The following is a 16,685-nucleotide window of genomic DNA, read 5'->3' as shown; positions in this document are numbered from 1 at the left end:
TCAGGCCAGCAGCGCCACCGACTTGATCTGCGCCCAGACCGCCTGGCCCGGGTGCAGCCCGAGCTGGTCGTGGGAGTAACGGGTGATGCGCGCCAGCAGCGGCGTGCCTTCCACGTCCAGGCGCACCAGCACGTGGGCGGCGTTGTCCGCCGGGATGCTGTCGCGCACCGTGGCCGGCAGCAGGTTGAGGATGCTGCTGTCCGCCTGCCGCTGCAGGCTCAGGCTGACGTCACGCGCGCGCACCGTGAAGCGCACCCGCCGCCCCGCCTCGGCGGGCGCATGGGCCACCCGCACGCTGAGGCCGCTATCCGGCAGGCCGAGGGTCAGCAGCTGGTAAGCGGCGTCGTGAGCCACCACCCGCCCTTCCACCACCACGCCGGCGTCGTCGTCCAGGGCCGTGGGCAGGTCCAGCCGCGCCAGGGTTTCGCCCAGGGGACCGCTGGCCAGCACGCGGCCAGCCTCCAGCAGCACCAGGTGATCCGCCAGGCGCGCCACCTCTTCCGGGGAATGGCTGACGTAGAGCACGGGGATGTCCAGCTCGTCGTGCAGGCGTTCCAGATACGGCAGGATCTCCGCCTTGCGCTTGCCGTCCAGGGCCGCCAGGGGTTCGTCCATCAGCAGCAGCCGGGGGCTGGTGAGCAGCGCCCGGGCCATGCCCACGCGCTGCCGCTCGCCGCCGGACAGTCGCGCCGGCATGCGCTCCAGCAGGTGCTCGATGCCCAGCAGTGCCACCGCCTGGTCGAAGGGCACGCGGCGTTGGGCCGCCGGGATGCGCCGTTCGCCGAACGCCAGGTTGCGCCGCACCGACAGGTGCTCGAACAGGCTCGCCTCTTGGAACACGTAGCCCAGGGCGCGCCGATGGGTGGGCACGAACAGGCCACGGGCGCTGTCCTGCCAGACCTCGCCGTTGACCTCCACGCGGCCCTCGGCCCGTTCCAGCCCGGCCAGGCAGCGCAGCACGCTGGTCTTGCCGGAGCCGGATTGGCCGAACAGCGCGGTCACCCCGCGCCCTGGCAGGTCCAGGTCGGTGTCCAGCTCGAAGCCCGGCCAGGCCAGGCGCAGGCGGGCCTGGATGCGGTCGTGGGTGCTCATCTCAGCTCCAGCCCGGCTTGAGCCGGCGGCTGGAATACAGCGCCAGCAGGATGAGGAAGGAGAACACCACCATGCCGCCCGCCAGCCAGTGGGCCTGGGCGTATTCCATGGCCTCGACGTGGTCGAAGATCTGCACCGACACCACGCGGGTCTTCTCCGGGATGTTGCCGCCGATCATCAGCACCACGCCGAACTCCCCCACCGTGTGGGCGAAGCCGAGGATGGACGCGGTGATGAAGCCGGGCCGGGCCAGCGGCAGCACCACATGGAAGAAGGTGTCCCAGGGGCCGGCCCGCAGGGTGGCGGCCACCTCCAGCGGGCGCGGGCCGATGGCGTCGAAGGCGTTCTGCAGCGGCTGCACCACGAAGGGCATCGAGTAGAACACCGAACCCACCACCAGCCCGGCGAAAGTGAACGGCAGCGTGCCGAGCCCCAGGGCCTGGGTGAACTGCCCGACGAAACCGTGGGGCCCCATGCTCACCAGCAGGTAGAAGCCGATGACCGTGGGCGGCAGCACCAGCGGCAGCGCCACCACCGCGCCCACCGGCCCCTTGAGCCAGGAGTCGGTCCGCGACAGCCACCAGGCGATGGGCGTGCCCAGCACCAGCAGCAGGGCCGTGGTCAGGGTCGCCAGTTCCAGGGTCAGCCGGATGGCCGCCCAGTCGTCACCGCTCAGGGGCATGCAGGGTTCCTTGAATCAGGGCACGCAGCGGGCGGTCGCCGCGTCAGGGTTTCTCGATCTGGTAGCCGAAGGACTTGATCACCGCGGCCGCCTTCTCGCCCTTGAGGTAGTCCACCAGGGCCTGGGCGGCGGGGTTGTCCTTGCCCTTGGCGAGGATCACCGCGTCCTGCTTGATCGGGTCGTGCAGGGCCGCCGGGACGATCCAGGCGGAGCCGCCGGTCACCTTGCCATCCTTGTAGATCTGCGACAACGCCACGAAGCCCAGCTCGGCATTGCCGGTGGCGATGAACTGGTGGGCCTGGGTGATGTTCTGGCCTTCCACCAGCTTGCCCTTGACCTGGGCGGTCAGGCCCAGCTTCTCCAGCACCTGGGTGGCGGCCAGGCCGTAGGGGGCGGCCTTGGGGTTGGCGATGGAGAGGTGCTGGTAGTCGTTCTTCTTCAGCACCTCGCCCTGGGCGTCCACGTAGCCGGGCTTGGCCGACCACAGGGCCAGGGTGCCGATGGCGTAGGTGAAGCGCGAGCCGGGCACGGTGGAGCCCTCCTGCTCCAGCTTGGCCGGGGTGCTGTCGTCGGCGGAGAGGAACACCTCGAACGGCGCGCCGTTCTGGATCTGCGCATAGAACTGGCCGGTGGCACCGGTGGCGATCACCAGCTTGTGGCCGGTGTCCTGCTCGAAGTCCTTGGCGATGGCCTGGATCGGCGCGGTGAAGTTGGCGGCAACGGCCACCTGGACGTCCTGGGCCAGGGCCAGGTGGGCGGCGGCACTGGCGGCCAGGGCGACGAACACGCGGGACAGCTGAAGCATGGGAAGCACTCCTTTGTTCTTGTGCGGGAAGGGCGAAGCGGTGAGCGGGTGGAGACTCTACACCAGTCGCTATATACAAAACCACACAGCGAAAAAAGGAATTCCACGGACCGTCGAAACAGGCCGTGGAACCGCCGCTGAAAGGCCCAGGCGAGGCCGTACTTCAGTGGGCGTTTGCCGCCGCCCCCGCCTTGGCGCCGAAGGGCGGCTTGGCCAGCCAGATCAGCAAGATCAGGCCCATGCAGACCCAGCCGATCATCGTGAAGTAGTCGATGGTCGACATCATGTAGGCCTGCCCGGTGACGATGCGGTCCAGCGCCGCCGCGTTCTGCTGGGTGACTCCGCCCATCTGCTCCAGCATCTGCCGGGTGCCCGGCTCGTAGGTGCTGATGTGCTCGGTGAGGTACGCATGGTGCTGGTCGGCCCGGCGTATCCAGATCCAGGTGGTGAGGGACGCCGCGAAGCTGCCGCCCAGGGTCCGCAGGAAGGTGGCCAGGCCCGAACCGTCGGCGATCTCGTGCTGGGGCAGGTCCGACAGCAGGATGCTGAGGATCGGCATGAAGAACAGCGCCACGCCGAAGCCCATGAACAGCTGCACCAGGGCGATGTGGGTGTAGTCCACCTCGGTGGTGAAGGACGCGCGCATGAAGCAGCTGGCGCCGATGGCGAAGAACGCCAGGCTGGCCAGCACCCGCAGGTCGAAGTTCTGCGCGTAGCGCCCGACGAAGGGCGACATGATCACCGGCAGCAGGCCGATGGGCGCCGCCGCCAGGCCGGCCCAGGTGGCGGTGTAGCCGAGCTGGGTCTGCAGCCACTGCGGCAGCAGCAGGTTGATGCCGAAGAACGCGGCGTAGCCGCCCACCAGCGCCAGGGTGCCGGCGCTGAAGTTGCGGTGGCGGAACAGCCGCAGGTTGACGATGGGGTGGCGATCGGTGAACTCCCAGATGACGAACACGGCCAGGGCGATGGCGGCGATCACGCTGCCGGTGATGATGAAGCTCGACTCGAACCAGTCCAGGTCGTTGCCCTTGTCCAACACGATCTGCAACGCGCCGACGCCGATCACCAGGGTCGCCAGGCCGACCCAGTCCATGGGCTCGCGCTTGAGGGCCACCGGCCGCTTGCGCAGCTGCTGGTAGACCACGAAGGCAGCGAACAGGCCGATGGGCAGGTTGATGAAGAAGATCCACGGCCAGCTGAAGTCGTCGGTGATCCAGCCGCCGAGGATCGGCCCGGCGATGGGCGCCACCACCGTGACCATCGCCAATAGCGCCAGGGCCATGCCGCGCTTGGCCGGCGGGTAGATGGACAGCAGCAGGGTCTGGGTGATGGGGTACAGCGGCCCGGCGACGAAGCCCTGCAGGGCGCGGAAGGCCACCAGGCTGTTCATCGACTGGGCCACCCCGCAGAGGAACGACGCCAGCACGAATAGCAGCGCGGCGGCGATGAACAGGCGCACCTCCCCCACCCGCCGGCTCATCCAGCCGGTGAGCGGGAGGGCGATGGCGTTGCTCACCGCAAAGGAGGTGATGACCCAGGTGCCCTGCTCCGAACTCACCCCCAGGTTGCCGGCGATGGTGGGCAGGGCGACGTTGGCGATGGTGGTGTCCAGCACCTGCATGAAGGTGGCCAGGGACAGGCCCACCGTGGCCAGGACCAGGTTCGGCGGGGTGAAGCTGGCGGCGGCGTTCTCGCTCATGGTCGCGGCCTCAGCGCAGGGCGGTGCGGCGGGCGGCATCCGGGCCGTTGGCGTGGATCAGCTGCTCGATCATGTGGTCGGCCTCGGCCAGCTGGCGCTGGTACACGTCGGTGGCGAACAGCGCCTGCTTGGGCGGCTGCTGGGCCAGGGCCGGACCGCTCTGGTCGTGCAGGTCGACCTTGACGTTCATCGACAGGCCGATGCGCAGCGGGTGCTCCTTGAGCTGGTCGGCGTTGATGCGGATGCGCACCGGCACCCGCTGGACGATCTTGATCCAGTTGCCGGTGGCGTTCTGCGCCGGCAGCAGGGAGAAGGCGCTGCCGGTGCCGACGCCGAGGCTGTCGACGGTGCCGCTGTACTTCACGTCGCCGCCGTAGAGGTCGGACTCGATCTCCACCGGCTGGCCGATGCGCATCTTCTTCAGCTGGGTTTCCTTGAAGTTGGCGTCGATCCACACCTGGTCGAGGGGGATCACCGCCATCAGCGCGGTGCCCGGCTGCACGCGCTGGCCGAGCTGCACGGTGCGCTTGGCGACGTAGCCGGTGACCGGCGCCACCAGGGTGGTGCGGGCCTTCTCCAGGTAGGCCTGGCGCAGTTGCGCGGCGGCGGCCTTCACCTCGGGGTGGGAGGCGATCACGGTGTCGTCCACCAGCGCGCTGCTGGACTTGAGCTGCTGCTGGGCGCTGGTCAGGGCGCTGCGGGCCGACTCCAGGGCGTCACGGGCGTGGGCCAGCTCCTCCTGGGAAATGGCCCCGTCCTTGGCCAGGTTGCGACGGCGAGCGAAGTCGGCGCGGGCCTTCTCCATCGCCACCTCGCGGGCGGCCACCTCGGCGCGGTAGCCGTCCACGCTGTTGTAGAGGCCACGCACCTGGCGCACGGTGTGGGCCAGGTTGGCCTCGGCGCGCTGCAGGCCCACTTCGGCGTCGGCCGGGTCAAAGCTCACCAGCTCCTGGCCTTCCTGCACCAGGTCGCCGTCGTCGGCGCCGATGCGGGTGACGGTGCCCACCGTCTGCGGGGTGATCTGCACCACGTTGCCGCCGATGTAGGCGTCGTCGGTGCCTTCGCTCCACTGGCCGACCAGCTGCTGCCAGGCGAAGCTGGCGCCGCCGCCGATGACGATCACGGCCAGCAGGCCCAGCAGCAGGCGTTTGCGGCGGGGGTTGCCCTGTTCGGGGGTGGCTTGGGTTTCGGTGCTCATGGTCGGTGCCTCGTTCATTCGGTGGCAGTCGGCTGGCCTGCCTGGGCCAGCGGGGTGCTGTCGGGTTGGAAGCCGCCGCCCAGGGCCTGCACCAGGCGCACGGAGGCGTCGATGCGCTGGGCGTCCAGGCTGGCCAGCTGGCGCTCGGCGACCAGCAGCTGCTGCTCGACGCTGAGGGCGTCGAGGTAGTTGCCGATGCCTTCGCCGTAGCGGCGCATGGCCAGGTCGTAGTTGGAGCGGGCGATGTCGCGGGCCTCGCGCTGGGCCTCGATCTGCCGGGCCAGGGAGTCGAGCTGGCTGAGGTCCTCGCTGACATCCCCCAGGGCGCCCACCAGGGCCTTGTTGTACTGGGCCACCGCCAGGTCGTAGTCGGCGTCGACGCCGTCGAGCTCGGCGCGCAGGCGGCCGCCGTCGAACACCGGCAGGGACAGCGCCGGGGCCACCTGGTAGAAGCGGCTGTCGCCCTTGAACAGGCCATCCCCGCCGAGGGCGGCGAGGCCGAGCATGGCGCTGAGGTTGAGGTTGGGGTAGAAGCCGGTCTTCGCCGAGTCGATGCCCCGGCTGGCGGCTTCCACCCGCCAGCGCGCGGCGACCACATCAGGGCGACGGCCCAGCAGCTCGGCTGGCAGTTCCGAGGGCAGCGCCAGGGCCGCCGGCTGCAGCACCTGCGGACGCTGGATGGCGCGGCCGCGGTCCGGCCCCTGGCCGAGCAGTACCGCCAGGGTGGTGCGATCACTGTCGATCTGCTGCTCGGCGGCCAGCAGTTGCTGGCGGGCGGTGGCGCGCTGGGATTCGCTCTGCTGCAGCTGCACCTTGCTGTCCAGGCCGGCGGCCATGCGCTGGCGGCTGAGGGTGTAGAGCTGCTCGGCGCGTTTCACTTCCTCGGCAGCCAGGTCCCGCGCGACGAAGGCATAGGCCAGCTGGTTGTAGGCCCGGGCGATGTCGGCGGACAGCGTCAAGCGCGCGGCCTGCTGGTCCACCTCGGCGGCGCGGGCCTTGCCCAGGGCCGCTTCCCAGGCGGCGCGCCGGCCGCCCCAGAGGTCGAGGTCGTAGTTGAAGCTGAGGGACAGGTACTTGATGCCGGCGTAGTGCCCGCCGATGGGCGCCGGCACCACGCTTTCCGGGGCGCTGGCGCCGGAGTAGCCGGCACTGGCGTTGACGCCGGGCTGGCGATCGGCATCACGCACCTGGGCATCGGCCAGGGCCTTGCGGGTACGGGCCGCAGCGGCCGCCAGGTCGGGCGAGCCGGCCAGGGCTTCGCCGATCAGCCCATCGAGCTGGGCGTCACCCAGTCGGGTCCACCAGTCCTGGCGCGGCCAGGCGGCGGGCCCCACGGCGTGGCCGGCGAGGCTGTCCCCAGCGGCCAGGCCGGCCGGGTCGAGGCGCTGGCCGGCGGGCTCCAGGCCGCTGTAGCTGGCGCAGGCGCCCAGGGCCAGGCTGGCACCGAGCACCAGCCCCAGGCGCAGGGCGGGACGGCGTTCATTCATGGTTCGGGTCTCCGGCAGAGAGGAAGGGGTCGCGCCCCTGGAGGATCTTGCCCAGCAGCCCGAGCAGGGTGCCGAGCTCCTCGGCGGTCAAGGGGCTGGTCAGCTCGTTCATGGCGTCGGCGACGATGCGCGGGGTCTCCCGGCTCAGCGCCAGGCCCTGCTCGCTGAGGTGCAGGCGCACGCTGCGGCGGTCCTCTTCGCAGCGCTGGCGCAGCAGCAGGCCCTTCTTCTCCAGGCGGTCGAGCATGCGGGTCATGGAGCCGCTGTCCACGGCCAGTTGGCGACACAGGTCGGCCGGGGTGCTGGCGCGCCCCATGAAGATGAACACCAGCACCTTGAACTGCGCGGCGGTGATGTCCAGCGGGGCCAGGTGGAGGTCCAGCAGGCGGTCCTTGAGCAGCGCCGAGCGACCGAGGTACTGGCCGATGGAGCCGTTGAAGGGGTAATCGGAGGGACTGTAGTGCTTCATTTCCTAATATCTGCCTAGGCAGCTATCGATGCGGCGATGTTACGCCTGAAGACACATTTGGCAAGACAGTCACTGTTGCGTTTGCGCGACAATCCGTTCCGCCGCAAACGGATTGATCAGCGGAAGCCCCGATTCAGGGCCTCGCGGCGGGGATGAAACGCGGGGCGCCGGGCAGCCATTCGCCCGACCGATGGTCAGGGTTCGAGGAAGGCAGCGACCTGGGCCGCGTCGAACGGCCAGTTCAGCTCGGCACCGGTGTCGTTGCGACGCAGGACGGGAATGCGCAGGGCGTAGGCATCCACCCACTGGGGCTGGTCGGTGATGTCCAGCACCTCCACCAGCAGGCCGTGCTCGACGAAGGGCATGAGCACGTTCTCGGCCACTTCGCACAGGTGGCATCCGAGGGTGCCGAACAGGCTGCATTCAGGAAGCATCGCAGGGCTCGCGCAAGGGGAAAGGCGCGCAGTTTATCACGGCCTCCCGCCCCTTCTGCCGGGCGGGAAAGACGGGAGCTAGCACGGTGCCAGCCCCCGCCAGGCATCAACTGGCCTTGGGCGCGCTGGCGTCGACCGGGCTCTTCTCGGCCGGCGTGCCGGCAGTGCCCTGCAGCAGCGGTGCCAGGCCTTCCAGCAGGCGGCTGTTGAGGGTCTTGGCCTTCTCCAACTGGCCTTCGCTGAGGTTCTGGTTGAGGGAGAAGCCACCGTCGAGCAACTGCTGCAGGGTGCCCTTGGCGTCGTTGCTGAAGGCCGCCGCGCTCTTCATCGCATCCAGCAGGCCACGGGCGTAGTCGCGCAAGGAGGTGTTCACCGCGCTGGCGGGCTGGCCGCCCTCCTCCGACACCGCGCCGTAGGTACTGGTGGCCTGGGCGTAGGTGGTCTGGGACAGGTTGAGGGACATGGAGGCGAGCTGGTCGCCGTTCATGTTCAGGGCCAGGGCGCGGTCGAAGGCGCCGGACAGGTCGCCCGAGTAGAACTTGCTGGAGATGTCCTGCACCTGGCCGAGCAGGTCGGTGAGTGCGGCCTTCTCATCGTCATTGAGGTTGCCTTCGATCTGCACCGACCAGCCACCGATCTGCAGGCTGCCGCTGGAGGCGCTGACCTGGGCACTGGTGCTGGTGGAGGTGCCGCCATTGCCCGAGGTGCGGGTGCTGCTGGCGCTGGCCGAGGTGCTGGACCAGTTGGCCGAGGCCTGGGCGATGGAGATCTTCAGCTTGTCGCCTTCGCGGGTGGTCACCTCCATGTCGAAGGTGCTGGAGCGGGCTACCAGGGTGCTGGTGCTGGCGCTGACCGCCGTGCGGGAGACGCTGGAGGTGTCGCCAGCCGGGGCGTTACCCAGGCCATAGGTGCTGCCGATCCTGGCCAGGCCATCCTGCACACGCTGGAAGGTGTCTTCGATGTCGCTGGCGATCTTGCCGCCCAGCACACCCATGCCCTGGAGGATCTTCTTGGCTTCGGCGAAGCCCTTCTCCACGCCCTGGCGGGCCTGGTCGAGCATCTTCTGCAGCTTCTCGGGGTCGGCGCCATTGGCCGCTTCGGCCTGGATGCGACCGCCGACGAAGTCGAGGATGCGCCCGGCAACCTTGTCGGGGGTGTAGTCGTCCTGGGTCTTGCCGGCGAGGGTCGCGGGGTCGACGCCGAGTCGCTGGGCGACACGGTTGGCCAGGACGTTCTGGGCGTTGGTGGCGTTGCGGTTGGCGCTGTCGCTACGGGTCAGGTAGTTCGGGCGGCTGGTGGCCGAAGCCAGGGAATCGAGCGAGTTCATGGTGGCAGCCCCGTCTGAGCGGATGTACAGAATTTTTTGACGGCGACTACGGAAAAACCTTGAGGACTATTTAGGGGGCAACCGATGGACGGTCGGCTGCATTCATGCCTGCGGGTCGGGCACCCCGGCGGCGCACAGCAGCACCTCGGCAGCGGCGCCAGCCTCCAGCGCCTGGTCACCCGGCCCCTGGATGTGCGCCATGGTGATGGCCCCCTCCAGCAGGTACTGCAGCTGGCGCGCCAGGCGCGCCGGCTCGGCCACCTCCAGGCGCTCCAGCGCCGCGCGGAAGTGCGCCTCGGTATGGCCCTTGTGGGAGGCGGCGACGCGGTGGATGGGGTGGTCGCGGTCATGGAACTCCGCGGCGGCGTTGACGAAGGCACAGCCGTGGTACTCGGCCTCGTGCAGCAGGCCGTGCAGCCCCTCGAACACCGCCAGGATCGCAGTGCGCGGCGGCAGGTGCTCCAGCGCCCAGGCCATGCGCTCGCGGGGGGCTTCCATGCGCTTCTGCAGGGCAGCCTCGATCAGCTCGTCCTTGGACTTGAAGTGCTTGTAGAGAGTCATCTTCGCCACGCCGGATTCGGCCAGGATGCGGTCGATGCCGGTGGCATGGAACCCGTCGCGGTAGAACAGCGTAAGGGCGGTATCGATGAGCTGGTCGCGTTTGCTGGAAGCCATAGGAATCTCCTGGACGGCGCATTATGCGCATCCCCCGGCAGCGGCTCAAACCGCGTGGTTCGCGGTGTGGCGAAAAGAAGATTGAAATAAACAGACAGGTCTGTCTATTATTTTTTTACCCCACCTCCACCACACGGATGACCTGCCATGCGCCTCCACGACTTCCCCCTCTCCGGCAACTGCTACAAGGTGCGCCTGTTCCTCGGGCTGATCGGCCAGGAGGCGGAGACCGTCTTCGTCAACCTACCGGCCGGCGCGCAGAAGCAGCCGGCATTCCTCGCCCTCAACCCGCGCGGCCAGGTGCCGCTGCTGGAGGATGACGGCCAGGCCATCGGCGACTCCCAGGCCATCCTCGTCTACCTGGCCAGCCGCTACGCCCCCGCCTGGCTGCCGCTGGAGCCCCTGGTCCTGGCGCGGGTCGCCAGCTGGCTGAGCTTCACCGCCAACGAGATCCACCACGGCCCGGCCCAGGCGCGGGTGCTCAAGCTGTTCAAGCGCCCCGGCGACCTGGCCGCCGCCCAGGCCCGTGGCGAGCAGGTGCTGGCCCTGGTGGATGCCCACCTCGCCCGGCACCGCTGGCTGGCCGAAGGCGAGACCCCGAGCGTGGCCGACGTGGCGGCCTTCCCCTACCTGGCGATGGCCGGCGAAGGCGGGCTCGACCTGGCGCCCCATCGCCACCTGGGCGACTGGCTGGCGCGCATCCGCGCCCTGCCGGGCTTCATCGACACGCCCCGCCTGCCGGGCTGATCGCTCACCCCCTCCCCTGCCAAGGACGCCGCACCATGCCCCGCTTCGCCCTGCTGCTGACCCTGCTGCTCGTCACCGCCTTCGCCCAGGCCGACGGCCTGCGCTTCGCCCTGGTGAAGACCTCCGGCGCGGAAACCCTCGACGCCTTCACCGTGGAGGGCGGCCAGTGGACCCGGACCGTCCCGGTCAACCACACCGCCGTGCTCATCCAGCACCACGCCGCCACCCTGCTGCTGGACACCGGCCTCGGTCGCCAGGTGGACGCGCAGTTCGAGAAGGACATGCCCTGGTGGGACAAGCCGTTGTTCAAGTACCAGACGGTGACGCCCGCCCGCGACCAGCTGGACCGGGACGGCATCCGCGTCGACCGCATCCTGCTCACCCACGCGCACTGGGACCATGCCTCGGCCCTGGCCGACTTCCCCGAGGTGCCGGTGTGGGCGCCCTGGGCGGAGATCGACTTCAGCCACATCGCCACCCCGCCCGCCGTGCTGCCCAGCCAGTTCACCCATGGCGTGCGCTGGCAGCCTTTCGAGTTCGAGCCGACGCCCTACATGGGCTTCGACGAGAGCCTCGACCTGTTCGGCGACGGCAGCGTGGTGCTGGTGCCGCTCACCGGGCATACACCGGGCTCGGTGGGGGCGTTCCTGACACTGGCCGACGGGCGGCGCTTCTTCTTCACCGGCGACACCAGCTGGCGTCTGGAAGGCTTCACCGGCCCGAACGAGAAGTTCTGGGTCAGCCGGCGGATGGTCGACAACGACCGCGAAGGCACGCGGGCCCAGCTCCAGCGGGTGCACGACCTGATCCAGGCCGACCCCGCGCTGACCGTGGTGCCGGCACACGACGCCGCCGTGCAGGACCGTATTGGTTACTACCCGCAGTGGACCCAATAAGTGCGCGACCAATGTCTAAGGTGACGAAATTGTTACCGGGTGCTTAATTTTTCCGCGTTGTAACAGGGCGGCCCCAACCGCCCTGCAACCCCAACGAGGAGACAAGAACAATGAGCAAGACCTCGCTCGCGTCCGCCATCACCCTGGCGGCTCTCGGCACCGGCCTCACCCTGCCCGGCCTCGCCCAGGCCGACTTCCTGAAAGACAGCAAGGCCAGCGTCGAGCTGCGCAACTTCTACTTCAACCGTGACTTCCGCCAGCCGGGTGCCTCCCAGAAAAAGGCCGAGGAGTGGGCCCAGGGGTTCCTGCTGCGCTACGAGTCCGGGTTTACCGAAGGCACCATCGGCGTCGGCGTCGACGCCATCGGCCTGCTGGGGGTCAAGCTCGATTCCAGCCCGGACCGCAGCGGCACCGGCCTGCTCAAGCGCGACCGCGAGAGCAAGCGCGCCCAGGACGAATACGGCGAACTCGGCGTGACCGCCAAGCTGCGCGCCTCCAAGAGCGTGCTCAAGGTCGGCACCCTGATGCCCAAGCTGCCCAGCGTGCAGTACAACGACTCGCGCCTGCTGCCGCAGACCTTCAAGGGCGGCCACCTCAACTCCCTGGAGATCGACGGCCTGACCCTCGACGCCGGCCGCCTGACCCAGGTGAACCAGCGCGACTCCTCCGACTACGAGGACATGACCATCACCAGCGGCGGCGCGCGCGGCATCACCTTCCGCAGCGGCACCACCAGCGATGCGTTCAACTTCGGCGGGGCTACCTACAAGTGGAACGATAACCTCACCACCGGCTACAACTACGGCAACCTCGACGACCTCTACAAACAGCACATCTTCACCCTGGTGCACACGCTGCCACTGGGTGACAAGCAGTCCCTGAAGAGCGACATCCGCTACGCCCGCTCCACCGACGAAGGCACCAGCAACGTGGACAACAAGGCCTTCGGCGCCATGTTCACCTACGCCCTCGGCGGCCATGCCTTCGGCCTCGGCTACCAGAGCATGAGCGGCGACACCGGCTACGCCTACATCAACGGCACCGACCCGTACCTGGTGAACTTCGTGCAGATCGGCGACTTCGCCAACAAGGACGAGAAGTCCTGGCAGGCCCGCTACGACTTCAACTTCGCCTCCGTGGGCATCCCCGGCCTGACCTTCATGACCCGCTACCTCTCCGGCGACAACGTCGACCTGGGCGCCGGCCGGCCGGATGGCAAGGAATGGGAACGCAACACCGACATCGCCTACGTGTTCCAGGACGGCCCGCTGAAGAACCTGGGCGTGAAGTGGCGCAACGCCACCGTGCGCTCCACCAACTTCGGCAACGACCTGGACGAGAACCGCCTGATCGTCAGCTACGTCATTCCGCTCTGGTAAGACGAGCCGCCAGCGTTGAAAACGCCGCCCTGAACCGGGCGGCGTTTTTCATGGGCCGGTAACCAACGGCTCGGGACCAGGCGGATCATCGAGCTCAGCCTCGCTCGACCAGCCGAGCCCCTCCGAACCGTGGCGCCCCTCACCCCACCCTCAACACACCCGTATCGATCGCCAGGTGCACCAGTTCCGCCTGCGAGCCGATCTGCAGCTTGTTCTTCACCATCGTCAGGTGGTTGGAGACCGTCTTGCCGCTGATGCACAGGTGCTCGGCGATGCGCCGTACCGGCATGCCCCGCGCCAGCATGGTGAAGATCTCCAGCTCGCGCTGGGTCATGCCCGACAGGCGCGGGTCGCCCGCCTCCCGGCTGGGGTGACAGGCGAGTTGGGTGGCCAGGGGCTGCTCGATGTAGGCGTGCCCGGCGAGGATGCGCCGCACCGCCTCCACCAGCACCTCCGGCGAGGCGTTCTTGGTGAGGTAGCCCGAGGCACCGGCCTCCAGCGCCTGGCGGACCAGGGGCAACTCGTCGTGCATGCTGAAGAACAGCACCCGCAGCTGCGGCAGGCGCTGGCGCAGGCGGCGGGTGGTCTCCAGCCCGCTGATACCGGGCAGGGTGAAGTCCATCACCACCAGGTGGGGAATGCTCTCCTGCACCGCCTGCAGGGCCTGCTCGCCGCTGGCCGCCTCGCTCACCTGCACCTCGGGCAGCAAGGCGCGGAGCAGGCTGGCGTAGCCCTGGCGCACCACCGAGTGGTCATCCACCAACAGAATCTTCATGGGCCCTCCAGGCCGTCCAGCGGCATGCTCACCCGCAACAGCCAACCCCGGCCGGCGCGGGTGCGCAGGCGCAGGCGGCCGCCGAGGCAGCGGGCGCGCTCGGACATGGAGCGCAACCCGATGCCGGGCTGCGGGGCGCGCTCGGCGCCCCGCCCGTTGTCCCCCACCAGCAGGCACAGCCGCTGCCCGCGTCGCTCCAGGCGCACGCTCACGGCACTGGCGCCGGCATGCCGGGCGACGTTGGTCAGCGCCTCCTGCAGCAGGCGGTAGAGGTGCGCGCGCTCGCCCGGCGCGAGGGTCGGCAGCGACGCTCCCAGGTGCAGGCGCAGGGGAATGCCCTGGGCCTGCTGCCACTGCTCGGCGAGCAGGCGCAGGGCGTCGTCCAGGGCCAGGCGTTCCAGGGCGGTCGGGTAGAGGTCGCGCACCAGCGCGCGGAAGGCCGCCTGCATGCGCTGGCAGTTGCCCTCCAGGTCCTGCAGCACCGTGACGGTGCCCGGTGCCTGGCCGGACAGCGAGCGCAGCAGCAGCAACTGCGCGCGGATGCCCACCAGGTACTGGCCGATGTCGTCGTGCAGGGCCATCGCCAGGTGCTTGCGCTCGTGCTCCTGCAGGTCCAGCAGGGCCTGGGTGAGCGCGGCGTTTTCGTCGCGCACCCGCTCCAGGGTGCCGACCATGCCGTTGAAATGCCCCACCAGGCGCTGGGCCTCGTCCAGCGGGTGCCCTGCCAGGCGTACGTCCAGGCGCCCTTCCGCCACCGCGTCGAAGGCCTGCTGCAGCTCCTCCAGCGCCTGCAGCCCGCGGGCCAGGGCCCAGCGGATGGCGGCCAGGCTGAGCGCCAGGGCCAGGGCGAACAGCACCAGCAGCTGCAGCACGCCGTTGCGTACCTCGTCGATGCCGTCACGGGGGTCGAGCAGCAGCCAGGCCTGTTCACCGCCAGCCAGGGGCAGCGGGTCGCCCACCGTCTCGGCCGGTGGGAAGGGCCAGCTCGGGGCACTGCGGGTCAGGGGCGACGGGGCATTCATCGGCAGGCGCACGATCTGCAGGTGCCGCAGCCCGGCGGCGAGGGCCGAGTCGAGCACGTTCGGGTCCTGCTCGGCGGCCTGGCGCAGGTAATGGGCAGCGGCCCGCTCGGTGGCCAGTTCCTCGGCCAGGGACTGGGCGCCCTGATGCACCAGCACCAGGCTGCAGAGCAGCGCCACGGCGGCGAAGCAGAGGCTGACCCAGAGCTGGATGCGCAGGGCCGTGCTCATGGCCGCGCCTGCTCCGGCTGGGCGCTGGGTGGCTGCGGGCCATGAACGCGATCCAGGCCGATCAGGGTGATGATCAGCAACAGGGGCAGCAGCAGGGCCTTAAGCACACGCATGGCCGATCCTCGAGCGGATTTTCCGATGCGCCCATGCTAGGCGTACCCCCGGGCGAGCCGATTACTACCTTGGTACCGGTCGCGCTCCTACTTTGGTCAGCCGAGGGTCAGGGACGGATGCCCTTGAGCTCCTGCAGCAGGGCCAGCAGCTCGGCGAGCTTCTCCGGCCCCAGGCGTTCCTGGATGCGCTGGTAGTTGCGCTCCATCTCCACGCTCATGGACTCGAAGCACTGCTCGCCCTTGGGCGCCAGGCTGACCAGTACGCGGCGCTGGTCCTGTTCCTGCTTGCGTCGGCGCACCATGCCGTCGCGCTCCAGGCGCAGCAGCACGCCACTCATGCTCGGCTTGAGGATGCAGGCCAGCCGCGCGAGGCGGTGGCTCTCCATCTCGCCGTTCTGGCGCAGGATGCGGATCACCCGCCACTGCTGCTCGGTGAGGCCGTGGAGGTTGAGTTGCGGACGGAAGAAGCGCATGGCGGCTTCGCGTGCCTGGAGCAGGCTGAGGGTCAGGGATGTGCGGGTGTTGGACATGGGTCTGGTGGGTCGAAAAAATTGTTCACAGTTTAACGATCAAGCCTTCAGGCGTCACGGCGCGCGGGCGGCCTTGACCTGGGCCCAGACCTTGTCGAGGGCGGCCTTCTGCTCGGTCGTCAGCCGTTCGAGCAGATAGAGGCGGCGCCGCTCCTCGGCCTTGAGCACCTGCATCGGGCGTTCGCGGGCCAGTTCGGCCTGCTCGGCGGAATCCGCCGGCAGCGGCGAGTAGAACTGGCTGGCGCGCGCATCGGCCAGGGCGTTGCGGGGCTCCAGCAGGAAGTCGATGAAGCGCAGCGCCAGGTCGGGCCGCGGGGCGTTGGCGGGGATGGCCAGGCTGTCGATGAAGACCATCGCGCCCTCGTCGGGAATGCGGTACTGCAACGCCGGGTTGCGGGCCGATGCGGTGAGGGCGTGCCCCACCCAGCCCATGGCCAGGCACAGCCGGCCTTCCGCCAGGGCGGCGATGTAGGCCTCGTTGTCCAGGTAGCGGGCCTGCCGGGCGATGCCGGGCAACGCCTGCAGGCCTCGCTCGATCTGCCGGGGGCCTTGCAGGGCGAGGCTGCGGCCACGGTAGTTGAACCAGAGCGAGGCCGTCTCTTCCGGGGCGTCCAGCAGGGCGATGCCACAGGTGGCCAGGCGGGCGGCCTGGCGCTCGTCGAACAGCAGGCTCCAACTGTTGGGCAGGGCGCCGCCGTAGGCCGCTTCGGCCGGCCCCGGGTTGATCACCAGCCCCACCGAGCCCCAGAGGTAGGGCACGGCGTAGCGATTGGCGCCGTCGATACCCGCGAGCATCGCCAGCAGGCCCGGATCGACCTGGCGGTAATGGCTCAGGGCGCCGGTATCCAGGGGCTGCAGGCGCTTCTCGCGGAGCAATCGGGCGAGCTGGAAATGCGACGGCACCACCACGTCGAACGCCTCGCCAGCGGCCAGGGCGGCGTCCAGTTCTTCGGCTGCCGTCATGGTGCGGTAGTCGACGCGGATACCGGTCGACTGCTGGAAGGCCTCGAGCACCTGGGGCTCGATGTAGTTCTTCCAGTTCAGCACCCGCAGCACCTCGTCGGCGCGGGCATCCAGGGCCCACACCAGCAACAGGCCGGCCAGCACTCTCATTGCGCGACTCCTTG

General features: G+C 69.3%; 17 protein-coding genes. 3 read left to right on the top strand and 14 right to left on the bottom strand.

What is annotated here, in order from left to right; translation table 11 throughout:
* The 10 genes from modC to FBY21_RS28705 form a co-directional block, all read right to left on the bottom strand.
* A complete protein-coding gene (gene modC / locus FBY21_RS28750; protein ID WP_142015940.1) occupies window positions 1–1,092 on the bottom strand; it encodes a molybdenum ABC transporter ATP-binding protein in 1,092 nt (363 codons plus the stop codon).
* Window position 1,093: 1 nt separating this feature from the next.
* Window positions 1,094–1,774, bottom strand: coding sequence for a molybdate ABC transporter permease subunit (gene modB / locus FBY21_RS28745; protein WP_069563663.1), 681 nt, complete (start codon window positions 1,772–1,774; stop codon window positions 1,094–1,096).
* 43 nt (window positions 1,775–1,817) lie between these two features.
* Window positions 1,818–2,579: a molybdate ABC transporter substrate-binding protein gene (modA, locus tag FBY21_RS28740; RefSeq protein WP_142015937.1), complete on the bottom strand. Its 762-nt coding sequence runs from the start codon at window positions 2,577–2,579 to the stop codon at window positions 1,818–1,820.
* A gap of 163 nt (window positions 2,580–2,742) precedes the next feature.
* Window positions 2,743–4,278 carry a DHA2 family efflux MFS transporter permease subunit gene (locus FBY21_RS28735; RefSeq protein WP_074970362.1) on the bottom strand — a complete coding sequence of 512 codons (1,536 nt, stop codon included), beginning with the start codon at window positions 4,276–4,278 and terminating at the stop codon, window positions 2,743–2,745.
* 10 nt (window positions 4,279–4,288) lie between these two features.
* Window positions 4,289–5,476, bottom strand: a complete 1,188-nt coding sequence (locus FBY21_RS28730) for an efflux RND transporter periplasmic adaptor subunit (RefSeq protein WP_142015934.1) — start codon at window positions 5,474–5,476, stop codon at window positions 4,289–4,291.
* Between the two features lie 14 nt (window positions 5,477–5,490).
* Complete coding sequence (locus tag FBY21_RS28725) at window positions 5,491–6,963, bottom strand: efflux transporter outer membrane subunit (RefSeq protein ID WP_142015931.1); 1,473 nt, start codon at window positions 6,961–6,963, stop codon at window positions 5,491–5,493.
* Window positions 6,956–7,432: a MarR family winged helix-turn-helix transcriptional regulator gene (locus FBY21_RS28720; RefSeq protein ID WP_044412103.1), complete on the bottom strand. Its 477-nt coding sequence runs from the start codon at window positions 7,430–7,432 to the stop codon at window positions 6,956–6,958. Before FBY21_RS28720 ends, FBY21_RS28725 begins: the two co-directional genes overlap by 8 nt.
* 194 nt (window positions 7,433–7,626) lie before the next feature.
* Window positions 7,627–7,866 carry a glutaredoxin family protein gene (locus tag FBY21_RS28715; RefSeq protein ID WP_044412105.1) on the bottom strand — a complete coding sequence of 80 codons (240 nt, stop codon included), beginning with the start codon at window positions 7,864–7,866 and terminating at the stop codon, window positions 7,627–7,629.
* 106 nt (window positions 7,867–7,972) lie between these two features.
* Complete coding sequence (locus FBY21_RS28710; protein ID WP_142015928.1) at window positions 7,973–9,193, bottom strand: DUF5610 domain-containing protein; 1,221 nt, start codon at window positions 9,191–9,193, stop codon at window positions 7,973–7,975.
* A 102-nt stretch (window positions 9,194–9,295) separates the two neighbouring features.
* On the bottom strand, window positions 9,296–9,868 hold the full coding sequence (locus FBY21_RS28705; RefSeq protein ID WP_142015925.1) for a TetR/AcrR family transcriptional regulator: 573 nt from the start codon (window positions 9,866–9,868) through the stop codon (window positions 9,296–9,298).
* A gap of 147 nt (window positions 9,869–10,015) precedes the next feature.
* Between FBY21_RS28705 and FBY21_RS28700 the strand changes: the two genes are divergently transcribed.
* The 3 genes from FBY21_RS28700 to FBY21_RS28690 all read left to right on the top strand — a co-directional run bounded on the left by FBY21_RS28700 (window position 10,016) and on the right by FBY21_RS28690 (window position 12,890).
* Window positions 10,016–10,615, top strand: coding sequence for a glutathione S-transferase family protein (locus FBY21_RS28700; RefSeq protein ID WP_142015922.1), 600 nt, complete (start codon window positions 10,016–10,018; stop codon window positions 10,613–10,615).
* A gap of 35 nt (window positions 10,616–10,650) precedes the next feature.
* Window positions 10,651–11,511, top strand: a complete 861-nt coding sequence (locus FBY21_RS28695) for an MBL fold metallo-hydrolase (RefSeq protein WP_142015919.1) — start codon at window positions 10,651–10,653, stop codon at window positions 11,509–11,511.
* 110 nt (window positions 11,512–11,621) lie between these two features.
* On the top strand, window positions 11,622–12,890 hold the full coding sequence (locus FBY21_RS28690) for an OprD family porin (RefSeq protein ID WP_107330851.1): 1,269 nt from the start codon (window positions 11,622–11,624) through the stop codon (window positions 12,888–12,890).
* Between the two features lie 139 nt (window positions 12,891–13,029).
* On the opposite strand, the gene FBY21_RS28685 is transcribed toward FBY21_RS28690, so the two are convergent.
* The 4 genes from FBY21_RS28685 to FBY21_RS28670 all read right to left on the bottom strand — a co-directional run bounded on the left by FBY21_RS28685 (window position 13,030) and on the right by FBY21_RS28670 (window position 16,671).
* Window positions 13,030–13,665: a response regulator transcription factor gene (locus FBY21_RS28685; RefSeq protein ID WP_044412124.1), complete on the bottom strand. Its 636-nt coding sequence runs from the start codon at window positions 13,663–13,665 to the stop codon at window positions 13,030–13,032.
* On the bottom strand, window positions 13,662–14,915 hold the full coding sequence (locus FBY21_RS28680; protein ID WP_142015915.1) for a sensor histidine kinase: 1,254 nt from the start codon (window positions 14,913–14,915) through the stop codon (window positions 13,662–13,664). The genes FBY21_RS28685 and FBY21_RS28680 overlap by 4 nt, the downstream gene beginning before the upstream one ends.
* A gap of 220 nt (window positions 14,916–15,135) precedes the next feature.
* Window positions 15,136–15,558, bottom strand: coding sequence for a homoprotocatechuate degradation operon regulator HpaR (hpaR, locus tag FBY21_RS28675; RefSeq protein ID WP_044412130.1), 423 nt, complete (start codon window positions 15,556–15,558; stop codon window positions 15,136–15,138).
* Between the two features lie 54 nt (window positions 15,559–15,612).
* Window positions 15,613–16,671: an extracellular solute-binding protein gene (locus FBY21_RS28670; protein ID WP_142015911.1), complete on the bottom strand. Its 1,059-nt coding sequence runs from the start codon at window positions 16,669–16,671 to the stop codon at window positions 15,613–15,615.
* Window positions 16,672–16,685: the final 14 nt, after the last annotated feature.

Origin of the sequence: Pseudomonas sp. SLBN-26 (assembly GCF_006715895.1) — a bacterium.
Lineage (GTDB): Bacteria > Pseudomonadota > Gammaproteobacteria > Pseudomonadales > Pseudomonadaceae > Metapseudomonas > Metapseudomonas otitidis.
Note: the sequence above shows the minus strand (reverse complement) of the source record. Positions and strands in the feature narration are given on the sequence as shown.

Bases quoted from the DNA above. Each gene is read 5' to 3' on its own strand.
- modC (WP_142015940.1), bottom strand. From the start codon at position 1,092: ATGAGCACCCACGACCGCATCCAGGCCCGCCTGCGCCTGGCCTGGCCG.
- modB (WP_069563663.1), bottom strand. From the start codon at position 1,774: ATGCCCCTGAGCGGTGACGACTGGGCGGCCATCCGGCTGACCCTGGAA.
- modA (WP_142015937.1), bottom strand. From the start codon at position 2,579: ATGCTTCAGCTGTCCCGCGTGTTCGTCGCCCTGGCCGCCAGTGCCGCC.
- FBY21_RS28735 (WP_074970362.1), bottom strand. From the start codon at position 4,278: ATGAGCGAGAACGCCGCCGCCAGCTTCACCCCGCCGAACCTGGTCCTG.
- FBY21_RS28730 (WP_142015934.1), bottom strand. From the start codon at position 5,476: ATGAGCACCGAAACCCAAGCCACCCCCGAACAGGGCAACCCCCGCCGC.
- FBY21_RS28725 (WP_142015931.1), bottom strand. From the start codon at position 6,963: ATGAATGAACGCCGTCCCGCCCTGCGCCTGGGGCTGGTGCTCGGTGCC.
- FBY21_RS28720 (WP_044412103.1), bottom strand. From the start codon at position 7,432: ATGAAGCACTACAGTCCCTCCGATTACCCCTTCAACGGCTCCATCGGC.
- FBY21_RS28715 (WP_044412105.1), bottom strand. From the start codon at position 7,866: ATGCTTCCTGAATGCAGCCTGTTCGGCACCCTCGGATGCCACCTGTGC.
- FBY21_RS28710 (WP_142015928.1), bottom strand. From the start codon at position 9,193: ATGAACTCGCTCGATTCCCTGGCTTCGGCCACCAGCCGCCCGAACTAC.
- FBY21_RS28705 (WP_142015925.1), bottom strand. From the start codon at position 9,868: ATGGCTTCCAGCAAACGCGACCAGCTCATCGATACCGCCCTTACGCTG.
- FBY21_RS28700 (WP_142015922.1), top strand. From the start codon at position 10,016: ATGCGCCTCCACGACTTCCCCCTCTCCGGCAACTGCTACAAGGTGCGC.
- FBY21_RS28695 (WP_142015919.1), top strand. From the start codon at position 10,651: ATGCCCCGCTTCGCCCTGCTGCTGACCCTGCTGCTCGTCACCGCCTTC.
- FBY21_RS28690 (WP_107330851.1), top strand. From the start codon at position 11,622: ATGAGCAAGACCTCGCTCGCGTCCGCCATCACCCTGGCGGCTCTCGGC.
- FBY21_RS28685 (WP_044412124.1), bottom strand. From the start codon at position 13,665: ATGAAGATTCTGTTGGTGGATGACCACTCGGTGGTGCGCCAGGGCTAC.
- FBY21_RS28680 (WP_142015915.1), bottom strand. From the start codon at position 14,915: ATGAGCACGGCCCTGCGCATCCAGCTCTGGGTCAGCCTCTGCTTCGCC.
- hpaR (WP_044412130.1), bottom strand. From the start codon at position 15,558: ATGTCCAACACCCGCACATCCCTGACCCTCAGCCTGCTCCAGGCACGC.
- FBY21_RS28670 (WP_142015911.1), bottom strand. From the start codon at position 16,671: ATGAGAGTGCTGGCCGGCCTGTTGCTGGTGTGGGCCCTGGATGCCCGC.